15 protein-coding genes are annotated in these 19336 nt (G+C 70.6%); 5 read left to right on the forward strand and 10 right to left on the reverse strand.

What is annotated here, in order from left to right; genetic code table 11:
- Positions 1-76 precede the first annotated feature (76 nt).
- Together GTY96_RS08285 and GTY96_RS08290 are read right to left on the reverse strand one after the other, a co-directional pair.
- Positions 77-655 carry a DUF642 domain-containing protein gene (locus GTY96_RS08285; RefSeq protein WP_161664403.1) on the reverse strand — a complete coding sequence of 193 codons (579 nt, stop codon included), beginning with the start codon at positions 653-655 and terminating at the stop codon, positions 77-79.
- Between the two features lie 90 nt (positions 656-745).
- A complete protein-coding gene (locus GTY96_RS08290; RefSeq protein WP_161664404.1) occupies positions 746-3112 on the reverse strand; it encodes an RCC1 domain-containing protein in 2367 nt (788 codons plus the stop codon).
- A 313-nt stretch (positions 3113-3425) separates the two neighbouring features.
- On the opposite strand from GTY96_RS08290, the gene GTY96_RS08295 reads away from it, so the two are divergent.
- Both GTY96_RS08295 and GTY96_RS08300 read left to right on the forward strand, forming a co-directional pair.
- Positions 3426-6776 (forward strand): serine/threonine-protein kinase, encoded by a 3351-nt coding sequence (locus GTY96_RS08295; RefSeq protein ID WP_161664405.1) that lies wholly within the window; start codon positions 3426-3428, stop codon positions 6774-6776.
- The gene (locus GTY96_RS08300) at positions 6773-8458 is read left to right on the forward strand and encodes a sigma-54-dependent Fis family transcriptional regulator (RefSeq protein WP_161664406.1); all 1686 of its coding nucleotides are present in this window, start codon (positions 6773-6775) and stop codon (positions 8456-8458) included. Before GTY96_RS08295 ends, GTY96_RS08300 begins: the two co-directional genes overlap by 4 nt.
- Before the next feature lie 25 nt (positions 8459-8483).
- Here the strand turns inward: GTY96_RS08300 and GTY96_RS38205 are convergent, their stop codons facing one another.
- A complete protein-coding gene (locus GTY96_RS38205; RefSeq protein WP_255442005.1) occupies positions 8484-8609 on the reverse strand; it encodes a hypothetical protein in 126 nt (41 codons plus the stop codon).
- A gap of 385 nt (positions 8610-8994) precedes the next feature.
- On the opposite strand from GTY96_RS38205, the gene chrA reads away from it, so the two are divergent.
- Complete coding sequence (chrA, locus tag GTY96_RS08305) at positions 8995-10278, forward strand: chromate efflux transporter (RefSeq protein ID WP_143899556.1); 1284 nt, start codon at positions 8995-8997, stop codon at positions 10276-10278.
- Positions 10279-10644: 366 nt separating this feature from the next.
- On the opposite strand, the gene GTY96_RS08310 is transcribed toward chrA, so the two are convergent.
- The 3 genes from GTY96_RS08310 to GTY96_RS08320 all read right to left on the reverse strand — a co-directional run bounded on the left by GTY96_RS08310 (position 10645) and on the right by GTY96_RS08320 (position 12575).
- The gene (locus GTY96_RS08310; RefSeq protein WP_161664407.1) at positions 10645-11100 is read right to left on the reverse strand and encodes a GNAT family N-acetyltransferase; all 456 of its coding nucleotides are present in this window, start codon (positions 11098-11100) and stop codon (positions 10645-10647) included.
- A gap of 72 nt (positions 11101-11172) precedes the next feature.
- On the reverse strand, positions 11173-11520 hold the full coding sequence (locus GTY96_RS08315; RefSeq protein ID WP_143899558.1) for a hypothetical protein: 348 nt from the start codon (positions 11518-11520) through the stop codon (positions 11173-11175).
- A 173-nt stretch (positions 11521-11693) separates the two neighbouring features.
- Complete coding sequence (locus GTY96_RS08320) at positions 11694-12575, reverse strand: AraC family transcriptional regulator (RefSeq protein WP_143899559.1); 882 nt, start codon at positions 12573-12575, stop codon at positions 11694-11696.
- Between the two features lie 120 nt (positions 12576-12695).
- On the opposite strand from GTY96_RS08320, the gene GTY96_RS08325 reads away from it, so the two are divergent.
- Positions 12696-13442, forward strand: a complete 747-nt coding sequence (locus GTY96_RS08325) for an SDR family oxidoreductase (RefSeq protein ID WP_161664408.1) — start codon at positions 12696-12698, stop codon at positions 13440-13442.
- A 218-nt stretch (positions 13443-13660) separates the two neighbouring features.
- Here the strand turns inward: GTY96_RS08325 and GTY96_RS38210 are convergent, their stop codons facing one another.
- From GTY96_RS38210 to GTY96_RS08340, 4 genes are all read right to left on the reverse strand, one after another.
- Positions 13661-13795, reverse strand: a complete 135-nt coding sequence (locus GTY96_RS38210) for a hypothetical protein (protein WP_255442006.1) — start codon at positions 13793-13795, stop codon at positions 13661-13663.
- A gap of 192 nt (positions 13796-13987) precedes the next feature.
- On the reverse strand, positions 13988-16273 hold the full coding sequence (locus GTY96_RS08330) for a heavy metal translocating P-type ATPase (RefSeq protein ID WP_143899561.1): 2286 nt from the start codon (positions 16271-16273) through the stop codon (positions 13988-13990).
- A gap of 395 nt (positions 16274-16668) precedes the next feature.
- Positions 16669-17310, reverse strand: a complete 642-nt coding sequence (locus GTY96_RS08335) for a response regulator (protein WP_143899562.1) — start codon at positions 17308-17310, stop codon at positions 16669-16671.
- Positions 17307-18446, reverse strand: coding sequence for a sensor histidine kinase (locus GTY96_RS08340; protein ID WP_255442007.1), 1140 nt, complete (start codon positions 18444-18446; stop codon positions 17307-17309). Before GTY96_RS08340 ends, GTY96_RS08335 begins: the two co-directional genes overlap by 4 nt.
- Before the next feature lie 159 nt (positions 18447-18605).
- Here GTY96_RS08340 and GTY96_RS08345 point away from each other — a divergent pair, with 159 nt between their 5' ends.
- Complete coding sequence (locus tag GTY96_RS08345; RefSeq protein ID WP_161664409.1) at positions 18606-19316, forward strand: DUF2306 domain-containing protein; 711 nt, start codon at positions 18606-18608, stop codon at positions 19314-19316.
- Positions 19317-19336: the final 20 nt, after the last annotated feature.

Raw genomic sequence — 19336 nt, forward strand, 5'->3', positions numbered from 1 at the left:
AGCCCCTCTGGCTTCACGTTTGCACGTCAAGCCATCCCATACTCCGAGCTGTAGTCGGCGCGCCCCGCCTCTCGTATCAGGGCCCCGTCACGGAGACGCTGTCGAGCTGTGGACCGCACGAAACGCCCGTCGACAGGCTCTCGAACTTCAGCTCGGTGCTGGAGCTGGTGGCGTTGAACACGAAGTTGTTGGACACCCACCCCGCGTAGTTCACCCGGAAGTTGTACGCGACGCTTCCCGCTGTGACCTTGACATACGTGCCCACGCAACCGGCCAGCGCGAAGCGCACCGTGTAGCCGGTCCCCGACGCCGTGGTGAGTGTCTGGGAGACACCGCCCGCGTCATATGCATTGAGGTCGATGGACGCGCTGCCGGCGTTGGCGGACCTGTAGCTGCTGGCCATCACGTCGATGCCCGAGCCCAGGATGGTCCACCCGGTGAGCTGGGTGTTGCCCGCGAAGAGCGACACCCAGTTGCTGAAACCGAGCGGCGAGGACTCGAAGCCGCCATTGGTGACGAGCTCGGTGAGCGGCTGCGCGACCGTGCCGGTCCCAGGCTCCCGAGCCAGCTCCGCGTCCGTCTCCGGGCCGCACCCCGCCAGCGCGAGGCCCAGCCCCAATCCCACGAGCGACTTCCCACGAAGAATGCCTTTCATACGCGCTCCCTTTCGATTGCTGTGTTTCACGTCAATGACTCCCCACGTCTTGAAAACCCATCCACGGCCCTGGGTGGCGGCGGGCATGGACTACGGCCCCACGGGCGGCGCGAGCACCTGGATGTCCCCCGCGGCCGAGGGCAGCTCGTCGTCTCCCAGGTTGAACGTGTTGGCGTAGCCAAGCTGGCCGTGGTCGTTGAGGCCCCAGCAGCGCGCCTTGCCGGTGCTCAGCAGGGCACAGGTGTGCGCGCCCCCCGCCGTCACGGCGTACGCCGACGACCCGCCCAGGTTGACGATCTCGGCGGTCGGCGTGGGGAGCGTGCTGCTCTTGCCGTAGCCGAGCTGGCCATACGCGCCATACCCCCAGCACTTGACGGCGCCGAAGCTCATCAACGCGCAGGTGTGGTCCGCGCCAGCGGCGACCTGGAGTGCCGTGCCATACAGCTCGACGGAGCCGACCGACGCGGGCGTCTCGTTGTCACCCACGTTGATGAAGTAGGGGGAGTAGGGCGCGGAGTAGTAGCCCGGATAACCGAGCTGCCCGTTGTTGTTGTAGCCCCAGCAGACCACCCGGCCGGTGCTCAACAAGGCACAGGTGTGGGCCTTGCCCGCGCTGAGCTGGAGGACCGGCCCGCCCACGTCCACGTCGCCCGCGGTGGCCGGCGTCTCGTTGTCGCCAATCGTCGCGGCGTTCCCGTAACCGAGCTGGCCGAACTCGCCCTGGCCCCAGCAGCGCACCTTGCCCGTGGTGAGCAACGCGCAGGTGTGGGACGCCCCCGCGGTGAGGTCCTGCACCGGGCCCCCTACGTCCACGTCCCCCGCGCTCCAGACCCACTCGTTGTCCCCCACGTCCTGGGTGTGGCCGTAGCCGAGCTGGCCCTGGCTGTTGGCGCCCCAGCAGCGCACCTTGCCCGTGTTGAGGACCGCGCAGGTGTGCTCCGCGCCGGCGGCGAGCTTCACCGCGCGGCCCCCCAGGCCCACGTAGCCCTCGCTGGCGACCGGCTCCCCGTCGCCGATGTTGGCGGTGTGGCCATAGCCGAGCTGGCCATGGGTGTTGCCGCCCCAGCAGCGCACGAAGCCGCCCTCGAGCAGGGCACAGGTGTGGCCGCGCCCCGTCACCACCTGGGTCGCGTTGCCCACGAGGTTGACGTTGCCGGCGGTGTAGGGGTGCTCGTTGTCGCCGATGTCCAGCGTGTGCTCATAGCCAAGCTGCCCGGAGGCATTGAGGCCCCAGCACCGGACGTTGGCGTTGTCGAAGAGCACGCACGTGTGGCGCTCTCCGGCCTGGATGGAGATGAGCCCGTTGAGGTTGCCCACGTCATAGGGGTTGTCCGGGAACTGCCCGGGCGCCAGCACGTACTTCAGCGTCGTCTGCCCGCCGTCCACGTCCGTCACCTGGAGCACCAGCTCGCCCTGCACCGCCGGGGAGTAGCCGCTCATCGTGGTGGGATTGGACTGGCTGGCGAAGGCGGGCGCGGGGTCGAACGAGCCCTGGGGGTTGAAGCTCCACACGTAGGTCAGCGTCGAGGCCGCGCTGTCATCCGCGACGGCCGCCTCCCAGAGGACGTCCCCGGTGCCCGCGCGCCGCGTGGCCTTGAGGGCTTGGATGACCGGGTTGAAGAGCACATGCACGCGCGTGTCGATGGCGTCGGACGACGGGTCCACCGGCAGCACCTTCGTCTTGAAGGTCGTCTTGACGGAGTGGCCGGCCGCGTTGGTGACGAGCACGTCATGGGTGAACTCGGTCACTGTCTTCACCGGGGGCGGCACGTACTGGCTGACGAAGGTGCCGGTGGTGCCCAGGAGCTGGAGGTTGCCCTGCACCGGGGAGAAGGAGCCACCACCGCTCCCGGCGGTGATGACGTAGCGGAGCGACTCCCCCGTGCTGGCCTCCACCAGGAAGTCGATGTTGCCGCGCTTGCCCGGAGGGAACTCGGCCGGGATGGTGATCTTCTTGATGCGCGGCAGGGTGATGGTCTCGCCGTCGCTCACCGGCGCCAGCACGATGACCACGTTCTCGTTGTCCCCCGTGAGCGTCCTGTCCGTGCTGCCGGAGAAGAACAGCTCGCCCTTGAGGCCCGTGGCGCGCGCCTGGAAGGTGAGGCCCTTGTTCCGAGGCAGGAAGGGCACGGTGCCCGACCACGTCCCGCCCGCCACGGTGAGGTCCACCCCCTTGAAGAGCGGGGCGCTCGTCGCCGTCTCCAGCACGTCGATGCGGATGCGCGCCACGCTCGTGAAGGAGAAGTTGGCGAACGACGACACGCGCCCTGCCCCACCGGTGCCGCCGCCCGACGCCGGCTCGTCGACGTCGATGGAGAACACGGCGGTGCTGGTCTCATCCGCCGGGACGGACTCTGAAGGCTTGCAGCCCTCCAGGCCCGCCAGCGCGCTCATCAGCAGCAACGGCAGCAGGGCCCCCAGGCGCCTTCCTCGGGATGAATCAATCTCTCGATGCATACACGTCTCCTGTCGCGGCGCACCCCAGGAGCGGTGCGCCAGCCGGCGGGTGCGGCGGTGGATGGGTGTTCGTCGCGGTGGCCGGACCGGCCCCCTCGCGGCGACCGTGGAGCAAACGACATTCCAAACCCCACGCCTCTGGCCGCGTCTGTAAAAACGCGCGGTTGCGGACCTGGGAGGGAAAAGAGTCAGCTCTTTCTGACCGGGTGACGTTCCTCGTCACGTCGCGGCACCCTCCCCAGGGGGCTCGCTCGACGCGTACATTCCCAATCCAATGTTCAATTCCAGACCGTCGCGTGCGCCGGGAGGGGGCGTGCTCCCGTGGGTGTTGCCGCTGCTCGTGCTGGCCGCCGCGTGCGACAGCGCGAGCCGCGAGCGTCCTCCCGTGGCCGAGGCGGCCGGCACCTGGCGCTTCTACCGGGAGCTCCCCCTGGACGAGGTGGGCGGGAACGTCCCCGCCATGCACGTGGATCCAGGCGGAGGGCTCTGGGTGGCGGTGTCAGGAGACGCGACCACCGCCGGGCGCTCGCGGCTGTATCACCGCCCGCCGGGGGGCTCCTGGCGCGTGGTCCACGAGGGCCCCTTCGCCACCGAGCTGTCGCTGTCGTCGTGGCGCGCGGGCGAGGTCTACTTCGGCTTCAATCACACCCTGAACGGCTTCGAGCCCAACCTGCTGCGAGTGACGGCCGAGGGCAGTGAGCCCATGCCCACCCCGAGGGAGCGGCTGGACGACAGCGAGTTCCTCCAGGTGGGCAGCTATGCCCTGCTGCCGGACGGAGACGGCTGGGCCTGCGGACAGCGCGCCCGGATGTGGCGCTGGAGGAACGGGGCGTGGGTGCACCAGCCGTCCTTCGCCGCGTGGACACCGGAGGCTGGGGCCAACACCTACTACTGCGGCCAGGTGCACTTCGACGCCCAGGGCCAGGGCTGGGTGCTGGAGTACGGCGGGGCCAGGCTCTGGCGCTGGACGGACGGGCGCTGGGAGCGCGTCCCGCCGCTGGACGGCGACAAGGAGCACGCCCTCCACGCCAGCGGACTGGGGAGCCGTGAGGGCCGCCTCTACCGCTTCGAGGAGGACCGCTGGCATCCCATTCCGGGGCCGTTCTCCTTGGGCAACATCGTGCTGGACGTGGACGGCCGGTGGGGCGCGAGCGAGGGCACGGTCTTCCGCGTGGAGCGGGAGCGGTGGGTGCCGGTGGCCAGCGGGCTGCGCTTCGAACCGCGCGCGATCGCCGAGTCGGGCGGAGAGGTCTGGGTGCTGGCCCACGATGGCATCTACCGCTCCACGGACCGGCGGGTGCCCACCTTCGCGGAGACGCCTCCCGGCACGCTCCCCAAGGGCCTGCTGCACACCGAGGCCGCGGACTTCGACGGGGATGGGGACGAGGATCTGCTCGCGCTCACCCCCGAGGGCGGCGAGGGCACGGGCAGCGCCTCGATGGTGGCGTTCCGCAACGACGGCGCCGGCCGCTTCGTTCCGCTCGACGGCGAGCTGCCCCGGCCCATCCAGCTGTGGAATGGGCGCTTCGCCCTGGGGGACCTCGACGGGGACGGGGACCTGGACCTGGCGGTGGCCACCCGGGCGGGGACGGTGGAGGTGTGGCGCTTCTCCGCCGGGCGCTTCGAGCGCGCGTGGGCCCTTCCCGCGAACAACGCCAGCGTGGCGCTCGTGGACATGGAAGGGGATGGGGACCTGGACCTGCACGTGGTGACGCAGGAGCGGCACGCCTTCTACCTCAACGATGGGGCGGGCCAGTTCACCCTCGGGCCCGAGGCGCCCACGCCGCCCGGGACGGACCACGTGCTGTGGGACGACGCCGACGGGGATGGGGATGCGGATGGCTTCGCCCTGCGCTGGAGGGACCCACCGCTGCTGCTGCGCCAGGACGCGCCGGGGCACTTCCAGGTCCTCCCCCTGCCGCTCGTCGCCGAGGGAGGCGCGTGGACGGACCTCGACCGGGACGGCCGGCCGGAGGCGTCCGCGCAGCGCCTGCACAACCCCGAGCGGGCCTTCCCCTTCGTCACCTGCCCGCCCACCCCCAGCGGCGGCTGCGAGCCCTGGCCGCACCCCGCGGCCCCCGCCGGGCTGGTGGTGGATCTGGATCTGGATGGCCACCCCGACGTCATCCAGGCGGAGCTGCGCGTGGGCGCCCGGATGACCCAGGGCGGCGAGGTGTACCTCGGAGGCGCGCGGGGCTTCGAGCGCATCACCGACATCACGGGCCCGCTGTCCCAGCCCGCGGTGTTCGACGCCAACGGGGACGGGGCCCCCGACGTGTACACGCCGGAGCGAGGCCTGCTGCTGGCCACCGCGAACGCGGGCCGCGCCGTGCGGGTGGACGTGAGCGCCAGCCACAGCGACAGCCGAGCCGAGGGCGCCTGGGTGTTGCTCCGCCCGGAGGCGGGCGGCCCCCCGGTGGCCACGGTCCGGGCGCGAGGTGGAAGGGCGCGGGTCGGACTGCCGGATCCGTTGGCGCGCTACACCCTGGAGGTGCGCTTCCCCACGGGAGAGCGGCGCACCCTCGCGGGAGTCAGCGCGGGCAGCACGGTGCGGGTGAGCGACGTGGAGGGACCGGCGCGCGCGGGGCGGCTCGCCATGCTGTGGGTGTCCAACTCGGTGCGCCTCGCCAACGGGCCTCGCGAGGGAGTCTCCCTGTTGCTTGGGCTGCTCGCGCTGGGGTGGGTGGGCAGGCGGCTGGTGCCCGGCCAGCAGCGGGTGACGCTGCCCGTCTTCGCCACCAGCGTCCTCGTGCTGCTCGGGCCGCTGGTGCGTTGGGGGGCGCCCGGTGTCCTCCTGCTCGGGCCCGGCGCGCTGCTGGCGTCCTTGAGCACGGGACTGCTCCGCGCCTGGAACCAGCGGCGCCGCGCGCGCCGGCATGCCGGGCCCTACGTCCTCCTGGAACAGCTGGGCTCGGGCGCCGCGGCCACCGTGTGGCGAGCCCGGGGGCCGCACGGCGAGGTGGCCCTCAAGCTGTTCGACGCCGAGGCCATGAGCCACCCCGAGGTGCGCGACCGCTTCTTCCGCGAGGCCCGCGCCGGCATGCAGATGGCCCACTCGAACCTGGTGCGCATCCTGGAGGCCGGCACCCTCGAGGACGGAAGGGGGTTTCTCGCCATGCAGCTCGTGGACGGCCCGTCCCTGCGCGCGCACCTCACGGTGCGTGGCACGCTCGCGGCGGACGAGGTGCGCGGCCTCGCGCACGACGTGGCCTCCGCGCTCGCCGCCCTGCACGGCGCGGGCGTCGTGCACCGCGACGTGAAGCCCGAGAACATCCTCCTGGGCTCCCAGGGGGCGGTGCTCACGGACCTGGGGCTGGTGCGCAGCATCGTCTTCAAGACCGTCACCCGTCACGGGGCGGCGGTGGGGACGCTCGCGTACATGAGCCCCGAGCAGTGCGTGGGCCGGCCCGTGGATGGGCGCAGTGACGTGTGGAGCCTCGGCGTGGTGCTCTACGAGTTGCTGTGCGGCCACCGGCCCTTCCTCGGCACCCACGAGCTGGAGCTCGTCTACCGCATCCACAACACCCCCGCCGCCCCCCTGCCCTCCACCGTGCCGGAGGACCTGCGCGCCCTCATCGACCGCTGCCTGTCGCGAGACCTGGAGGAGCGGTTCCAGAGCGCGGAGGCGCTGCTCGAGGCGCTGGACCGGAAGGAGGCGGCATGAGCGCCCCACCGCTCGTCGAACAGGTGCGTGAAGCGCTGCGGGCCTTCGTGGAGCTGGAGTCCCTTGCCCGCGCGGAGGTCGTGGACCGGGAGCGCCTGCGGACCTGGGCCCTGGAGCACTTCGGGGCCCTGGTGCGCATCGAACAGGAGGCCTCGCGGATGGCCGCGGCCCCGCCGCCCCGGCCCGCACCGCCGCCAGAGCCCCCCAAGAGCGCGGTGCAGCGCTCGCTGGAGCAGGTGTCGGCCGCGCCGCTGGGCACCTCGCTGGAGGTGGCGCTGGGCGCCCTGATGGACCTCACCGGGGCGAGGCGGGGCTTCGTCGGCCTGCGCGGGAGGGGCGGAGCGCTGCGCTTCGCGGCCCACCAGGGCTTCACGGATCCGCACCCCAGCGGCCCCGAGGGACAGCTGTCCCGGACCATCCTCGCCGCCGCCCTGGAGACGGGCGGCCCCCTGCTGCTCCAGGACGCGCGGGTCGATGTCCGCTTCGCCCAAGCGCCCAGTGTGATGGCGCTCGCCCTGCGCGCGGTGCTGGTGGTGCCGCTGCCGGGCCGCGCGGGGCCCTTCGGAGTGCTGTACCTGGACCATCCGAGCACCGCGGGGGCCTTTGGCCCGGAGGCCCGCGAGCACGCCGAGGCCTTCGCGCGCGCCCTGGGGCCGCTCCTGGAGCGAGATGTGGCGCTCGCCCGCGCACGCGAGAGACGTCAGGAGCGGGGCGCGCGGCTGCGCACGGGCCGCAAGCTGGAGGCGCTGGTCGGGGAGAGCGATGCGATGTTGGAGCTGTTGGAGCTGCTGGTGAAGGTGGCCCCCTCCCCTTCCCCCGTGCTCATCCTGGGCGAGACGGGCACGGGCAAGGAGCTGGTGGCGCGAGCAGTGCACGAGCACTCCCGCCGGGCCTCCGGTCCCTTCGTGGCCATCAACTGCGGAGCGCTCTCACCGGGGCTGGTGGAGAGCGAGCTGTTCGGTCACGAGCGAGGCGCCTTCACCGGGGCCGAGCGGACGCGCCCCGGCAGCTTCGAGGCCGCGGACGGAGGCACCTTCTTCCTCGACGAGGTGGGCGAGCTGCCCTTGCCCGTCCAGGCGAAGCTGCTGCGCCTGCTGGAGGGCGGCACGTTCATGCGGGTGGGCTCCACCGAGTCGCGACGCGCGGATGTGCGAGTCATGGCCGCCACGCACAAGGAGCTCCACGCGGAGGTGCGCGCCGGACGCTTCCGCGAGGATCTGCTCTTCCGGTTGGATGTCGTGCGGCTGGAGGTGCCACCGCTGCGCGAGCGAGAGGAGGACATCGGTCTGGTCGCCGAATCGCTCATCGCCCGGCTCGTCGCCGAGCAGGGCCTCCCTGCGCGAAGGCTTCACCCGGCCGCCCTGGCCGCGCTGGAGTCCTGGTCCTGGCCAGGCAACGTGCGCGAGCTGCGCAACGTGCTCGAACGCGCGGTGGTGCTGAGCGACGCGGAGCGGATCGGCTTGGACGTGCTGCCGCCGGAGATCGCTGGAGCCCTTCGGCCAGCCACCACCCCCCGGGGCATCAAGGAGGCGGTCCGTGTCTATCGCCAGCGGCTCGTCCAACAGGCGCTCGACACCAGCGGCAGCCACGCCGAGGCGGCGCGCCGCTTGGGCGTCAACCCCAAGTACCTCTACAAGCTCATCAAGGACATCGAGTCCGAGGCCACCGACGCGGAGGGCTGAACCCTGTCTCGCACGCCGGAGTCCTTCAGTCCTGGACGTGGAGCGGCCCGAGCGCCGCGGTGCTCGCCAACGGCAGGTGGACGAGCCGCGGTGAGAGGAAGCCGCGCTGGAGGTTCAAGAACAGCTGGCGGCCCTCTTCGATGGCGCGCACCAGGGTGCCGACGTCGCCGCCAGCCGTGAGCGCCTCGGTGCCAGTACGCGACAGGAGGGGAACTCGCGCAGCGCCCGGAGGTGGGGGGCTCGACCGCGTCCGCGGTCCTCGCAATCGACCCCTGGTGGTTCCACACAACCGGTGATGTGGTTCTCGCGCGGACGGCCACATTCACGACGGGGGTGCTCGGTCACATCATGCTGGCACTCAAGCTGAACCAGGAGCGCATGGACCTGTCGCAACAGGGAGTCGCCTCGAACCGCTTCGCCGCCGGCTGGCTCCTCGCCAGGGTCGGGCTGTCGCTGACGATGGCGAACGCGCCCGGGCCGCGCGCGGCACCGAGGACCGCAACGCGCCCCTGGTGCGTTGAGTGGACGCGCAGGTCATGAGCGAGACGTCCACCCCCACTCAGCCTCAGGAGAACGAGGGAGCCGCGTCAGGTCGCCGCGAGACCGCCCCTGTTGGGTCACATCCGCCGACGGCGAGCCGCCTCCTCGAAGTAGCAGCCGCGTTCCTCCGCCTCGGCTGCCTCTCGTTCGGCGGTCCAATCGCCCACCTCGGGTATCTGCGAGCCGAGTTCGTCGGGAGACGAAGATGGCTCGACGACGCGCACTACGGCGACCTGGTCGCGCTCTGCCAGTTCCTCCCGGGCCCCGCCAGCAGTCAGGTGGTCTTCGCGCTCGGCATGCAGCGCGCCGGGCTGCTCGGAGCCCTCCTCGCATCGGCGTGTTTCACGCTGCCATCGGCGCTGCTCATGATTGGCTTCGCCTACGGCGTCGCCCGTGCCTCGGACCTGGGCAACGCCGGCTGGCTGCATGGACTGAAGCTCGCGGCCGTCGCGGTCATCGCGCAGGCCGTGTGGGGCATGGGCAGGAGGCTGTGCATCGACCGCGCGCGCATCTCGCTGTGCATCGGCTCCGCGGCGGTGCTGCTCGCGTTCCCGGGCGCCCTCGCCCAGTTTGGCGTCATCGCGGGCGGCGGTCTCGTCGGCTGGTGGCTCTATCGAAGCACGGTCTCAGTGGGGGCGCCGCCGGGCGTCGTCAGCGGTACACGCGGCCATATCGCGGCAGCGGGAGCGCTCGTCGCCTTTCTCGCCCTGCAGGTGGCGCTCCCGTTGCTCGCCTCCGCGACGGAGTCGCACGACCTCGCCGTCTTCGACAGTCTCTATCGCGCCGGCTCGCTCGTGTTCGGCGGCGGGCACGTCGTCCTCCCGCTCTTGCGCGCCGAGATCGTGCCCCGCGGCTGGCTCACCGATGATCAGTTCCTCGCCGGCTATGGGGCCGCCCAGGCGCTGCCGGGGCCACTGTTCGCCTTCGCGGCCTATCTTGGGGCAGCGATGAAACCTGGCGCTGGGAGTTGGCTCAACGGGCTGTGGTGTCTCCTGGCCATCTTCCTGCCTGCGTGGCTGCTCATTGGCGGGGCGCTCCCGTTCTGGCATCGGCTGCGAGAAAAGCGCTGGGCACGGGCGGCTCTCGCCGGTGCGAACGCCGCGGTCGTCGGTGTGCTTCTCGCGGCGCTCTACACTCCGGTCATGACGGAGAGCGTGCGCGGCCCCCGTGACGTCGTGGCAGCGCTCCTGGCCTTCGGGCTCCTCGAGCAATGGGCGGCACCGCCGTGGCTGGTTGTCGCCGCAAGCGCCGCGGCCGGGCAGTGGCTGCTCGGCGCTTGAAGTGCCGCTGGCATTGAAGCGACTCGACGCATCGCCTTGGAATGCGAGCCGGGTGGCAAGCCTGAACGGTCAGGGCGCTTCGATGTCCGACTGCACCTGGAGCGCCAATCCTTGGTGGTTCGTGAGGACCAGGCCCTTCGCCATGGCGCACTGGCGATACTTCCTGCGCAGCGTCAAGCTCCGGCGCTCCACGCTCCTGCTCGGACTCGTCAAGCGCCTGCTCGAGCGAGCAACCGTGCACCTCGCCTTCGATTCGGTGGGGCATGGAGGGCGAGTCACCCGTCCGACCGCTCCGACGTCATGGCAGAAGAGCCTGCCGGCACGGAAGTGAATGGCAGTCTCCCACCTCCGGCGAAGCGAGCCACGCTACTCCGTCGGAGCAAGCCTCATGAGGACTTCGGCGACTCCGTCCGGGTGCTCCGGGCTCTCTTCGAGCAGGGCGCGGAAGCCACACTTCTCAAGGACGCGGATCGACGCGAGGTTGTGGAGCGCGACCCACGCATGAAGCGGCCGGGTGGGCTCGACCAGGAGGAACTCAGCCAGGGCCCGAGTGGCGACGCCTTTGCCCCAGTGCTCGCGACCAATCCAATAGCCGATGAGGCGCATGCCCTCCTGCGACCAACTGCCGATGTTCCCCACGACCGCGCCGCCCATGACGATGGTGCGGGAGACGTTTTCAGGGCGGAGTACGTTTGTCCGCCAGTGGGCCATGAACGCATCGCGCTCCCGCGATGAAAACGCGGCCATGCGCAGCGCGTCTGGGTCCCGCTGGTGTTCGAAGAAGATGGGAAGGTCCGCATCCGTGACGTCGCGAAGGATCATTCTGAAAAGGCTCCCAGCAATCCGCGCCGAGCGCGGAGACAATGTTCACTTCGACGGCGACGGCACCCCGCGCTACTCGAACTCCACCAGCATGCGCTCGCCGTCCCGAAGAACGCGCACCGGTCGCCGCATCCCAGCCTGGAAGAGCGGCGCCTCCATCGGCCGCACGGAGCGGTCCGCCGTGGCCTGGAACTCGGAGTCCTCGGAAGACAGACGAATGGCCAGCGAGAAGCGGAGGATGTCATTGCGCCCGTGGCTGAATCCGGTTTGCTCCCAGCCGAGGATGCGCGCCGTCCCTGCCTCCCCCTGCGCGAGCACCTTGGCGCGCCGGACGTCAGCCCCCACTGTCCACCGAAGCAGGGCCCCGATTCCGACGACGAGCGCCACGACGAGCACTCCCACGATGATGATGACCGCCATGGCCGAATGCTACCACATGAGCCTCCGCGCCTGAGCCGGTCGCCGTACCATGGACGCATCCCGGCGAGTGAGCGAGGCGCGCACGGTCATCATGCGGATTGGCCAGGCGCGCGGTGGGCTTCGTCGGCCCGGCGCGTCCGCCCATGCCGACCTCTTCCCTGACCCGGGTGTGCTCAACCGGCGCGGAGGCGCGCTGCGTCTCTTCCCGGTGAGATCCCGAACTGACGGACGTACTCCCGGCTGAACTGAGAGGCGCTCTCGTAGCCCACGGCGAACGCGACGCTGGACACCGCACCCGGGGGCGCGGCGAGCAGGCGCAGACGCGCCTCCTGCAGGCGCACCTGCTTGTGGAAGGCGAGCGGGCTGAGGCCGGTGACCGCCTTGAAGTGCCGGTGGAACGACGACACGCTCATCGACGCGATCCCCGCGAGCGTCTCCACCGGGAGCGACTCGGCGAGGTGCGCGCGGATCCACTTCACGGCACGCTGGATTTGCGCCAGCCGGCTGTCCGCCCGGGCAATCTGTCGCAAGACGACACCGCGCGGGCTCTGGAGGACGCGGTAGAGCAGCTCACGCTCGATCATCGGCGCGAGCAGCGGTGCGTCCGCCGGTGCGTCGAGCAGGCGGAGCATGCGCAAGAGCGCGTCGCACATCGCCTCGGTGGTGGGGGTGACCATGAGTGCTTTCGCCGCGTCCGAGCTGTCCGCCACCGTCGCGGGTGGAAGCTCGAGCAGCAAGGCAGCGATGCTCGCGGGATCGAGCTCGAGCGACACCGCGAGGTACGGATGATCCGCGCTCGCCTCGATGACCGCCCCGACGACCGGCACGTCGAGCGAGACGAGGACGAAGCTGCCCGCCCCGTACTTCAGTGTCCGGTCGCCGCTGCTGAGCCGCTTGGCGCCTTGGAGTGGGAAGTAGATCTTCGGCTCATACATCGTGGGCGTCGGCGCCGTGGGGCGGCGGCTGGACCAAAGCGTGACGCCGGGGAGTACGGGCGGAGGTGCGGAGGCGTGGCGAAGGACCAGCGCGCGGAGTTCGTTCAACGGGTGGGTCATGAGCGTCGCCCTCCTTCCTAATCGCTTTTCTCCTCAGCCGCATTGAGAGGATCAGGCAAGACAACGACAGCATCAAGTGCGCTTCGTCGGCTACATCGACCCGTCAAAGGAGATGGCCACATGAGCACGCGGAAGACGGCGGTGATCACCGGCGCGAACAAGGGACTCGGGCGCGAGATCGCGCGGCGACTGGGACAGAAGGAATACACGGTATGGCTCGGCTGCCGGGACACCGAGCGTGGCGACAAGGCAGCCGCTGGCTTGCGCGCGGAAGGCATCGACGCCCACGCGCTCCAGCTCGACGTGACGAGCGACGCGAGCGTGAAGGAGGCGGCCCTGACCTTCGGCAAGATCAGCCCGCGGCTCGACGTGCTGGTGAACAATGCCGGAATCTTCACCGGCGAGTGGGGGCCACCGAGCCAGACCCGCCTCGATGACATGCGCGCCATCTACGAGGTGAACACCTTCGGACCGGTGCGCGTCACCCAGGCCTTCCTGCCGTTCCTGGTCAAGTCAGGCCAGGGCCGCATCGTCATGATGAGCAGCAGCCTGGGCTCGATCTCGAATCAGCTCGACACGACGAGCGAGGACTACGGCGTCAACCTGCTCGCCTACAACTCGTCGAAGAGTGCGCTCAACATGATCACCGTGCTCTTCGCCAAGGAACTCGCGGCCCACGGCATCAAGGTCAACGCGGCCAATCCCGGCTATACGGCGACGGATCTCAACCAGCACCAGGGCCGCAGGACCGTTGCCGAGGGAGCCGAGATCGCGGTCCGGCTCGCCACGCTCGGACAGGGGGGACCGACAGCAGGCTTTTTCCACGACGGACACGCCAGCGGCCCCGGGAGCCAACACAACTGGTAACGCCGCACGCGCGCGTGGGGCCTGTCGTCTCAGGCGAACGGACGTCGGAGTGAGCCCCCCGCCTTCCGCGAACCTGTGCCGGCGAAGTCGGGGCTGAATCCCCCAGGCTCCGCCGGCGGCGCCGCGCTCGCCCCCATGCCACCGAGCGCGACGGGGAACACGCGCGGCCTTCTCCGGCCCAAGTCCACCGCGGGTTTCGTCGTCACGGAGACCACCGGTCAGGTGGCGAAGCAGTTGCCGACCGCGCGGTAGCGACCTCCGACCGGGCTCCGCTCCAGGATGAGGCGGTAGAGGAGCGCGGCGTCGAGCCGATGCACGGCGGGCCACCGGTTCTGTCCCTCTTCGATATACATACGCGGGAGCGCCCTTCTGCCGCGCAAGCTTGATGAGCGTGGGAACCCACCATGGCCCAAGGCTAGCACCTGGGATTGGGGGGCCTATGCGCCCCCCCTTGTTGGGCGGCCTTGAGGGGACCACTGAGGTCCAGGTCCCGTTCGAGGAACGCGCGCCGTCACCGTGGGCGGCGCATCCCGGGCGACCGGTGTTCAGGAGACGGCCTCGAAGATCTCCTCCTCCTGGGCGAAGTGGAGCTGGAGGATGGCGCCCAGACCGTACAGGAGCCTCCGCAACTCGCGCCGCTCCAGCGCGTCCGGCCCCTGTTCGCCCAGGTCCACCACCCGGCGGTGATAGAGGCGACTCAGGTGGGCGATCTCCCGGTGGGTACGGCTCATGGTTCCCAACGGATCTTCGCCCCCGAGCAGTCGCGCCAGCGTGGGATAGAGTTCGGTGTCATCCCTGCGCTCGTGAGGCAACAGCCGCTCGTGCAGCAGCACATCCAGCTCCACCAGTTCAGACTTCTGCTGGCGTGCGCCAAGCGCATCCAGCCGGTCGGCCATCGATTGGACACGCTCGAGCACGGGGCGCAGCTCCTGATGCTCGGCCATCAGCTGGCGCACCGTCTGCTCCGGCAGGCCATGGCGCGCAGGCACCAAGCCGCCTCCGCCCAGAGCTCGCAGGGCGTTGAGGATGACGGCCACGTCGATGCCCTCCTGCAGCACGGCCCCCACCACCGGCCCCAGCAGGCCCACCGCCGCGAACCCCATGGCCACCACGGACAGGCTCATGCCCACCGCGACACTCTGCAGGGCGATGGAGCGAGCGCGGCGGGCCACGAGGATTCCCTCCACGAGGCGATCCAACCTGTCCACGAGCAGCACCACGTCCGCGGCTTCCGCCGAGGCCCCCGAACCCCGCGCGCCCATCGCGACGCCCACGTCCGCGGCCGCCAGCGCGGGCGCATCGTTGATGCCATCCCCGACCATGAGCGTGATGCCAGCGGCGCGCTGGGAAAGGACCGCTTGGACCTTCTCTTCGGGGCTGCGCTCGGCAAGCACGGCGTCCACGCCCAGGGCGGCGCCAATCGTCTCCGCCACCTCCGCCCGATCTCCGCTCACCATGATGAGCCGCTTCACGCCGGCCCGGCTCAGCAGCCGCAGCGCCCTCGGCGCTTCGGGACGGATTTCGTCCGCCAGCAGGAGCGCTCCGGCCAACCTGCCGTCGATGGAGATGAATACCCCGGAACAGCCCTCATACCCCATGCGTCGCAGCACCACGCGAGTCCAGGGCGAGAGCGACTCCGAGTCCTCCACCCAGGCAGGTGAGCCGAGCCGCAGCCGGTGTCCCTCCACCACGCCGCTCATGCCGACCCCGGGCTCCTCCTTCGCGCCGGTGGGCAGAGAGAGAGCAAGGCCTCGCTCGCGCGCGGCGGAGACGATGGCGCTGGCGATGACGTGCTGGGACGCCTGCTCCAGCGAAGCGCCCAGCCGCAACAGTTCCTCGGGCCCCTGGGTGCCGGCGGTTTCGATGGCCGTGAGTCGGGCCTGTCCCGAGGTGAGGGTCCCCGTCTTGTCGAACAGCAGCGTCTGCGTGCAAGCGAGCGCCTCCAGGGCCGCGCCATCCTTGATGAGCACTCCGCGGCGGGCCGCACGGGAGATCCCTGACACGATGGCCACGGGAGCCGCGAGGATGAGGGGACAAGGTGTGGCCACAACGAGCACGGCGAGCGCCCGCACCGGGTCGCCGGCCAGCAACCCGGCCACACCGGAGAGGGCCAGGGTGAACGGGACGAAGAGCAGCGCATAACGGTCGGCGATGCGAACGAAGGGCGCCTTCGAGGCCTGCGCGGATTGAACCAGGCGCACCACGCCCGCGTAGGTGCTCTCGTCGGCCGTGGAGAGCCCGCGCAGTTCGAAGGGCGGGCCCGCGCTGATGGTGCCACTACGCACGCGCTGCCCCATGGGGTGGGACACGGGGAGCGACTCGCCCGTGAGCGCCGACTCATCCAGCACCGCCTCCGGGGAGGCCACGAGGCCATCCACGGGCACCACCTCGCCTCCCTTGATGAGCAGCAGGTCCCCGGGCTCCAGCGCCCCTACTGGCACCTGTACGAGCCCCCCTTCTTCATATCGGGTGGCCACCTTGGGAGCCCGTCCGAGCAACGAGGACAGCTCGCGCCTTGCGCGGGTACGCGCGTAGTCCTCCAGGGCACCGCCACTCGAGTACATGAGGGCGATGATGGCGCCCGCGAGGTACTGACCGAGCCCAAGGGCGCCTCCCATCGCGAGCAGGGCGACGATGTCCACTCCCGTCGTGCCGTGACGCAGGGCCTGGATGATGGATACCGCCACGACGAGCATCACGGGCACGACGCCTGCGGCCCATGCGACGTCCGCGACCTGGGAGGCGCCGAGAAGCCAGGCGACGCCTCCGACCAGCAGCCCCCCTGCGGACACGGCCAGCAGCCCTGCTCTTGGGAGCCAGGAGGACTTCATTCGATGCGTCGCCTCACATCCGGGCCCTGCAGGCCCCTCTTCCAAAATAGTCTCCGCAAAGGGGATGTCTCGGGTGGCCGCCTGACAGGCTTTTGGAGAAGCCTGGCTGGCAGGCATATGGCTCTGCCTCCGGTCATGTAAGGAGGTCGTCTCCGTGACCATGCACGGCGCGCTGAGGGCCAATCCGTTCGGCCTGATGCGCGCTGCGTGCCTCCGCGGGACAGGGCATCGCGCAGGTGCTCGAATTCAACTTCCACGACTCGGCGAAGCTCCTGTCGGCGAGGGTCCGCGCCTTCCTCGACTTCGTCGTGGCCGCCACCCGCGAGTAGCTTGCCGCCCCGGCGGGATGGTGCGTCTTGACGCCCCCTCGTGACGCAAGCGCTCCGCCCGACCTGCTAGAGGCAACCAAGCTCCATGCCTCGCAGGACGGCGCGGGTACGGTCCCTCACGCCCAGCTTGGACAGGATGCTGGAGGTCTGGTTCTTCACCGTCCCCTCGGCGGTGCCGAGCGCGTCGGCGATCTCCCGGTTGGACCATCCTCGAGCGATGAGGCGCAGCACCTCCAGTTCGCGGCGGGTGAGTCCCTCGGGGAGCTCCGCGTGAGGGAAGTCCCGAGGCAGCTCCGCCAGGCCGCGCGCGACGCGCTCCGCCACACCAGGAGGGAGCAGTGTCTGTCCCGCGTGGACGCGGCGGATGGCGTCGGAGAGCTCCTCCAGGGACACGTCCTTGAGCAGGAAGCCCTGCACACCGGCGCGCAGCGCCTCGATGATGGCCGCGTCCTCGTCGAAGGTGGTGAGCAGCACCACGCGACGGTGAGGGGTATCGCGGCGCAGCGCGCGCAGGGCCTCCAGGCCCGTCATCCGAGGCATGCGCACGTCCATCAGCACCACGTCCGGATCCAGCTCCGCGACCTTGGCCAGCGCCTCTTCCCCGTCCACCGCCTCGCCCACCACTCGCAGGTCCGGGGTGAGGTCCAGCAGGCTCCGCAGGCCCTGCCGCACCATGGCATGGTCATCCGCCAGGACCAGCCGGATCATGAGTCCCCCCTCACCATCGCGGGGAGCCAGGCCTCCAGCTCCCACCCCCGCCCCGCCTCCGCGCGCCACACCACGTCCCCGCCCAGTCGAGTGAAGCGCTCGCGCATGCCGGTGAGCCCGGCGCCGGGCGTGGGAGTCGTCGCGCCCCGTCCGTCATCCCGCGTGACGACCCGCACCCCGCCCGCCGGGGTGGACTCGACGCGAATCCACAACCGCGTGGCGAGCGCATGGCGCAGCGTGTTCGTGAGGACCTCCTGGACACAGCGGATGAGCGAGTGTGTCGCTTCGGATGAAGCGAGCGCGAGGTCCTCCGGGATGTCGAGGTCGACCGTCAGTCCCGGCGTGTTCGCGGCGAGCGCGTGCAGGGAGGCGCGCAGAGGAGGTGGCGTGTCACGCAGGGCCGAGACCGTCTCGCGCACCTCGGACAAGAGGGTCCGCGCGGCCTCGCGGGCACGCCGCAGATGCTCGGCCGAGGGCGTGTCCTTCGCGGTGTACGCCGCGGCCTCCAGGTTGAGCGACAGGGCCGTCAGGTGGTGCCCGAGCGAGTCGTGCAGCTCCCGCGCGATGCGCAGCCGCTCCCCTTCCCGCTCCCGGGCCGCGAGCAGCACCTGCGTGGACTGCAGCTCCGCGTGGAGCCGGGCCAGCTCCCGCCCCGCCTGGGCCTCGCGCACCATGACGACGGCCGAGGCCAGGGTGAACCCCTGGAAGCCGATGAAGATGAGCCCCTGGATGAGGGCATGCGAGAGGGAATGGAGGCACAGGTACACCAGCACCAGCGCCACGGACTGCGTGGCCACCCAGAGCACCGCTCGACGCTGGGGGAGCAGCTCGGGCACCTGGGCCGCGACGATGGCGAGCAGCGCGCCATCCACGCCCGTGCGACTGGCGCCCACGGCGATGAGTCCCGCGAGTGACTGGACCGCCAGCACGGGCACGCTGCCGTCATCCTCGGCGATGGCGTTGCGCGCGTAGGCCATGCCGAAACCGACGAACGCCACCAGCCAGAGCAGCGACATGGGTGACAGGAGCGAGGGGACTCCACCGCGCAGCAGCGCCTCGACGTGGGGCGAGCCGACGACGCCCCAGGTCAGCAACCCGGCCGCCAGCAGCATGCGCCGGGTGGAGGGAGATTTCACAGCGCCGTGCCTCTGGGCCATGTGACACAGCATAGGGCCCGCGTCGTGAGAGCGGCATATGCCAGAAGTCACATGGGCGGGGTGTGACTTCCCGCAGATGTGGGCCCCTCCGCCCTTCCCGTACCTTGGCCACCGACTCGCAGTTCGTCGGAGACACACATGACGTTCTACTCGCTCGCCCGCTCGCTCCACATCGCTGCGGGGGTCGTGGGCTTCATCACCCTGTGGCTGCCGTTGTTCGCTCGAAAGGGCGGCGCGCTGCACCGGCGCATGGGCTGGGTGTACGTGAGCGCCATGGGGGTCGTCGCCTTCACGGCCCTGATTCTCTCCGGGACGCGGTTCATCGTGGATCCGGCCGTGCGGTCCGTCGCCCTCTTCTTCATCTCCCTGAGCACGCAGAGCGCGGCGGCGGCCTCGCTGGGAGTCCGGGTGCTGCGCGCGAAGCAGCGCACCACCGCGCACCGGAGCGTCTACGACCTGGGCATCGCCGGCCTCACCCTCGGCACGGGGCTCGTCACGCTGACCTGGGGCGTGATGATGAACGCGCCCTTGCTGTGGGGCTTCGCGCCCGTGGGAATCTTCGTGGGCGCGTCGACGCTGTACTACTGGCTGACGCCTCCCCGGGAGCGCATGCACTGGTGGTTCCAGCACATGGCCGCCATGGTGACCTCAGGCATCGGCACGCTCACGGCGGTCCTGGTGGTGAATGCCCGGCACCTGGGCATCAGCGGAATGCAGCTCGCCGTGTTCCTCGGCCCCACGGTGGTCGGGGTCACGGGGCTCCGCCTCTGGGTGCGCCACTACCGCCAGAAGTTCTCGCCTCCGCCCAGGGCGCTGTCGAACGCGCCCCTCGCAGGCGCCGAGCGCTGATAGGAGGTCGCATCCCAGCC

The sequence above is a fragment of the Corallococcus silvisoli genome (assembly GCF_009909145.1).
Classification (GTDB): domain Bacteria; phylum Myxococcota; class Myxococcia; order Myxococcales; family Myxococcaceae; genus Corallococcus; species Corallococcus silvisoli.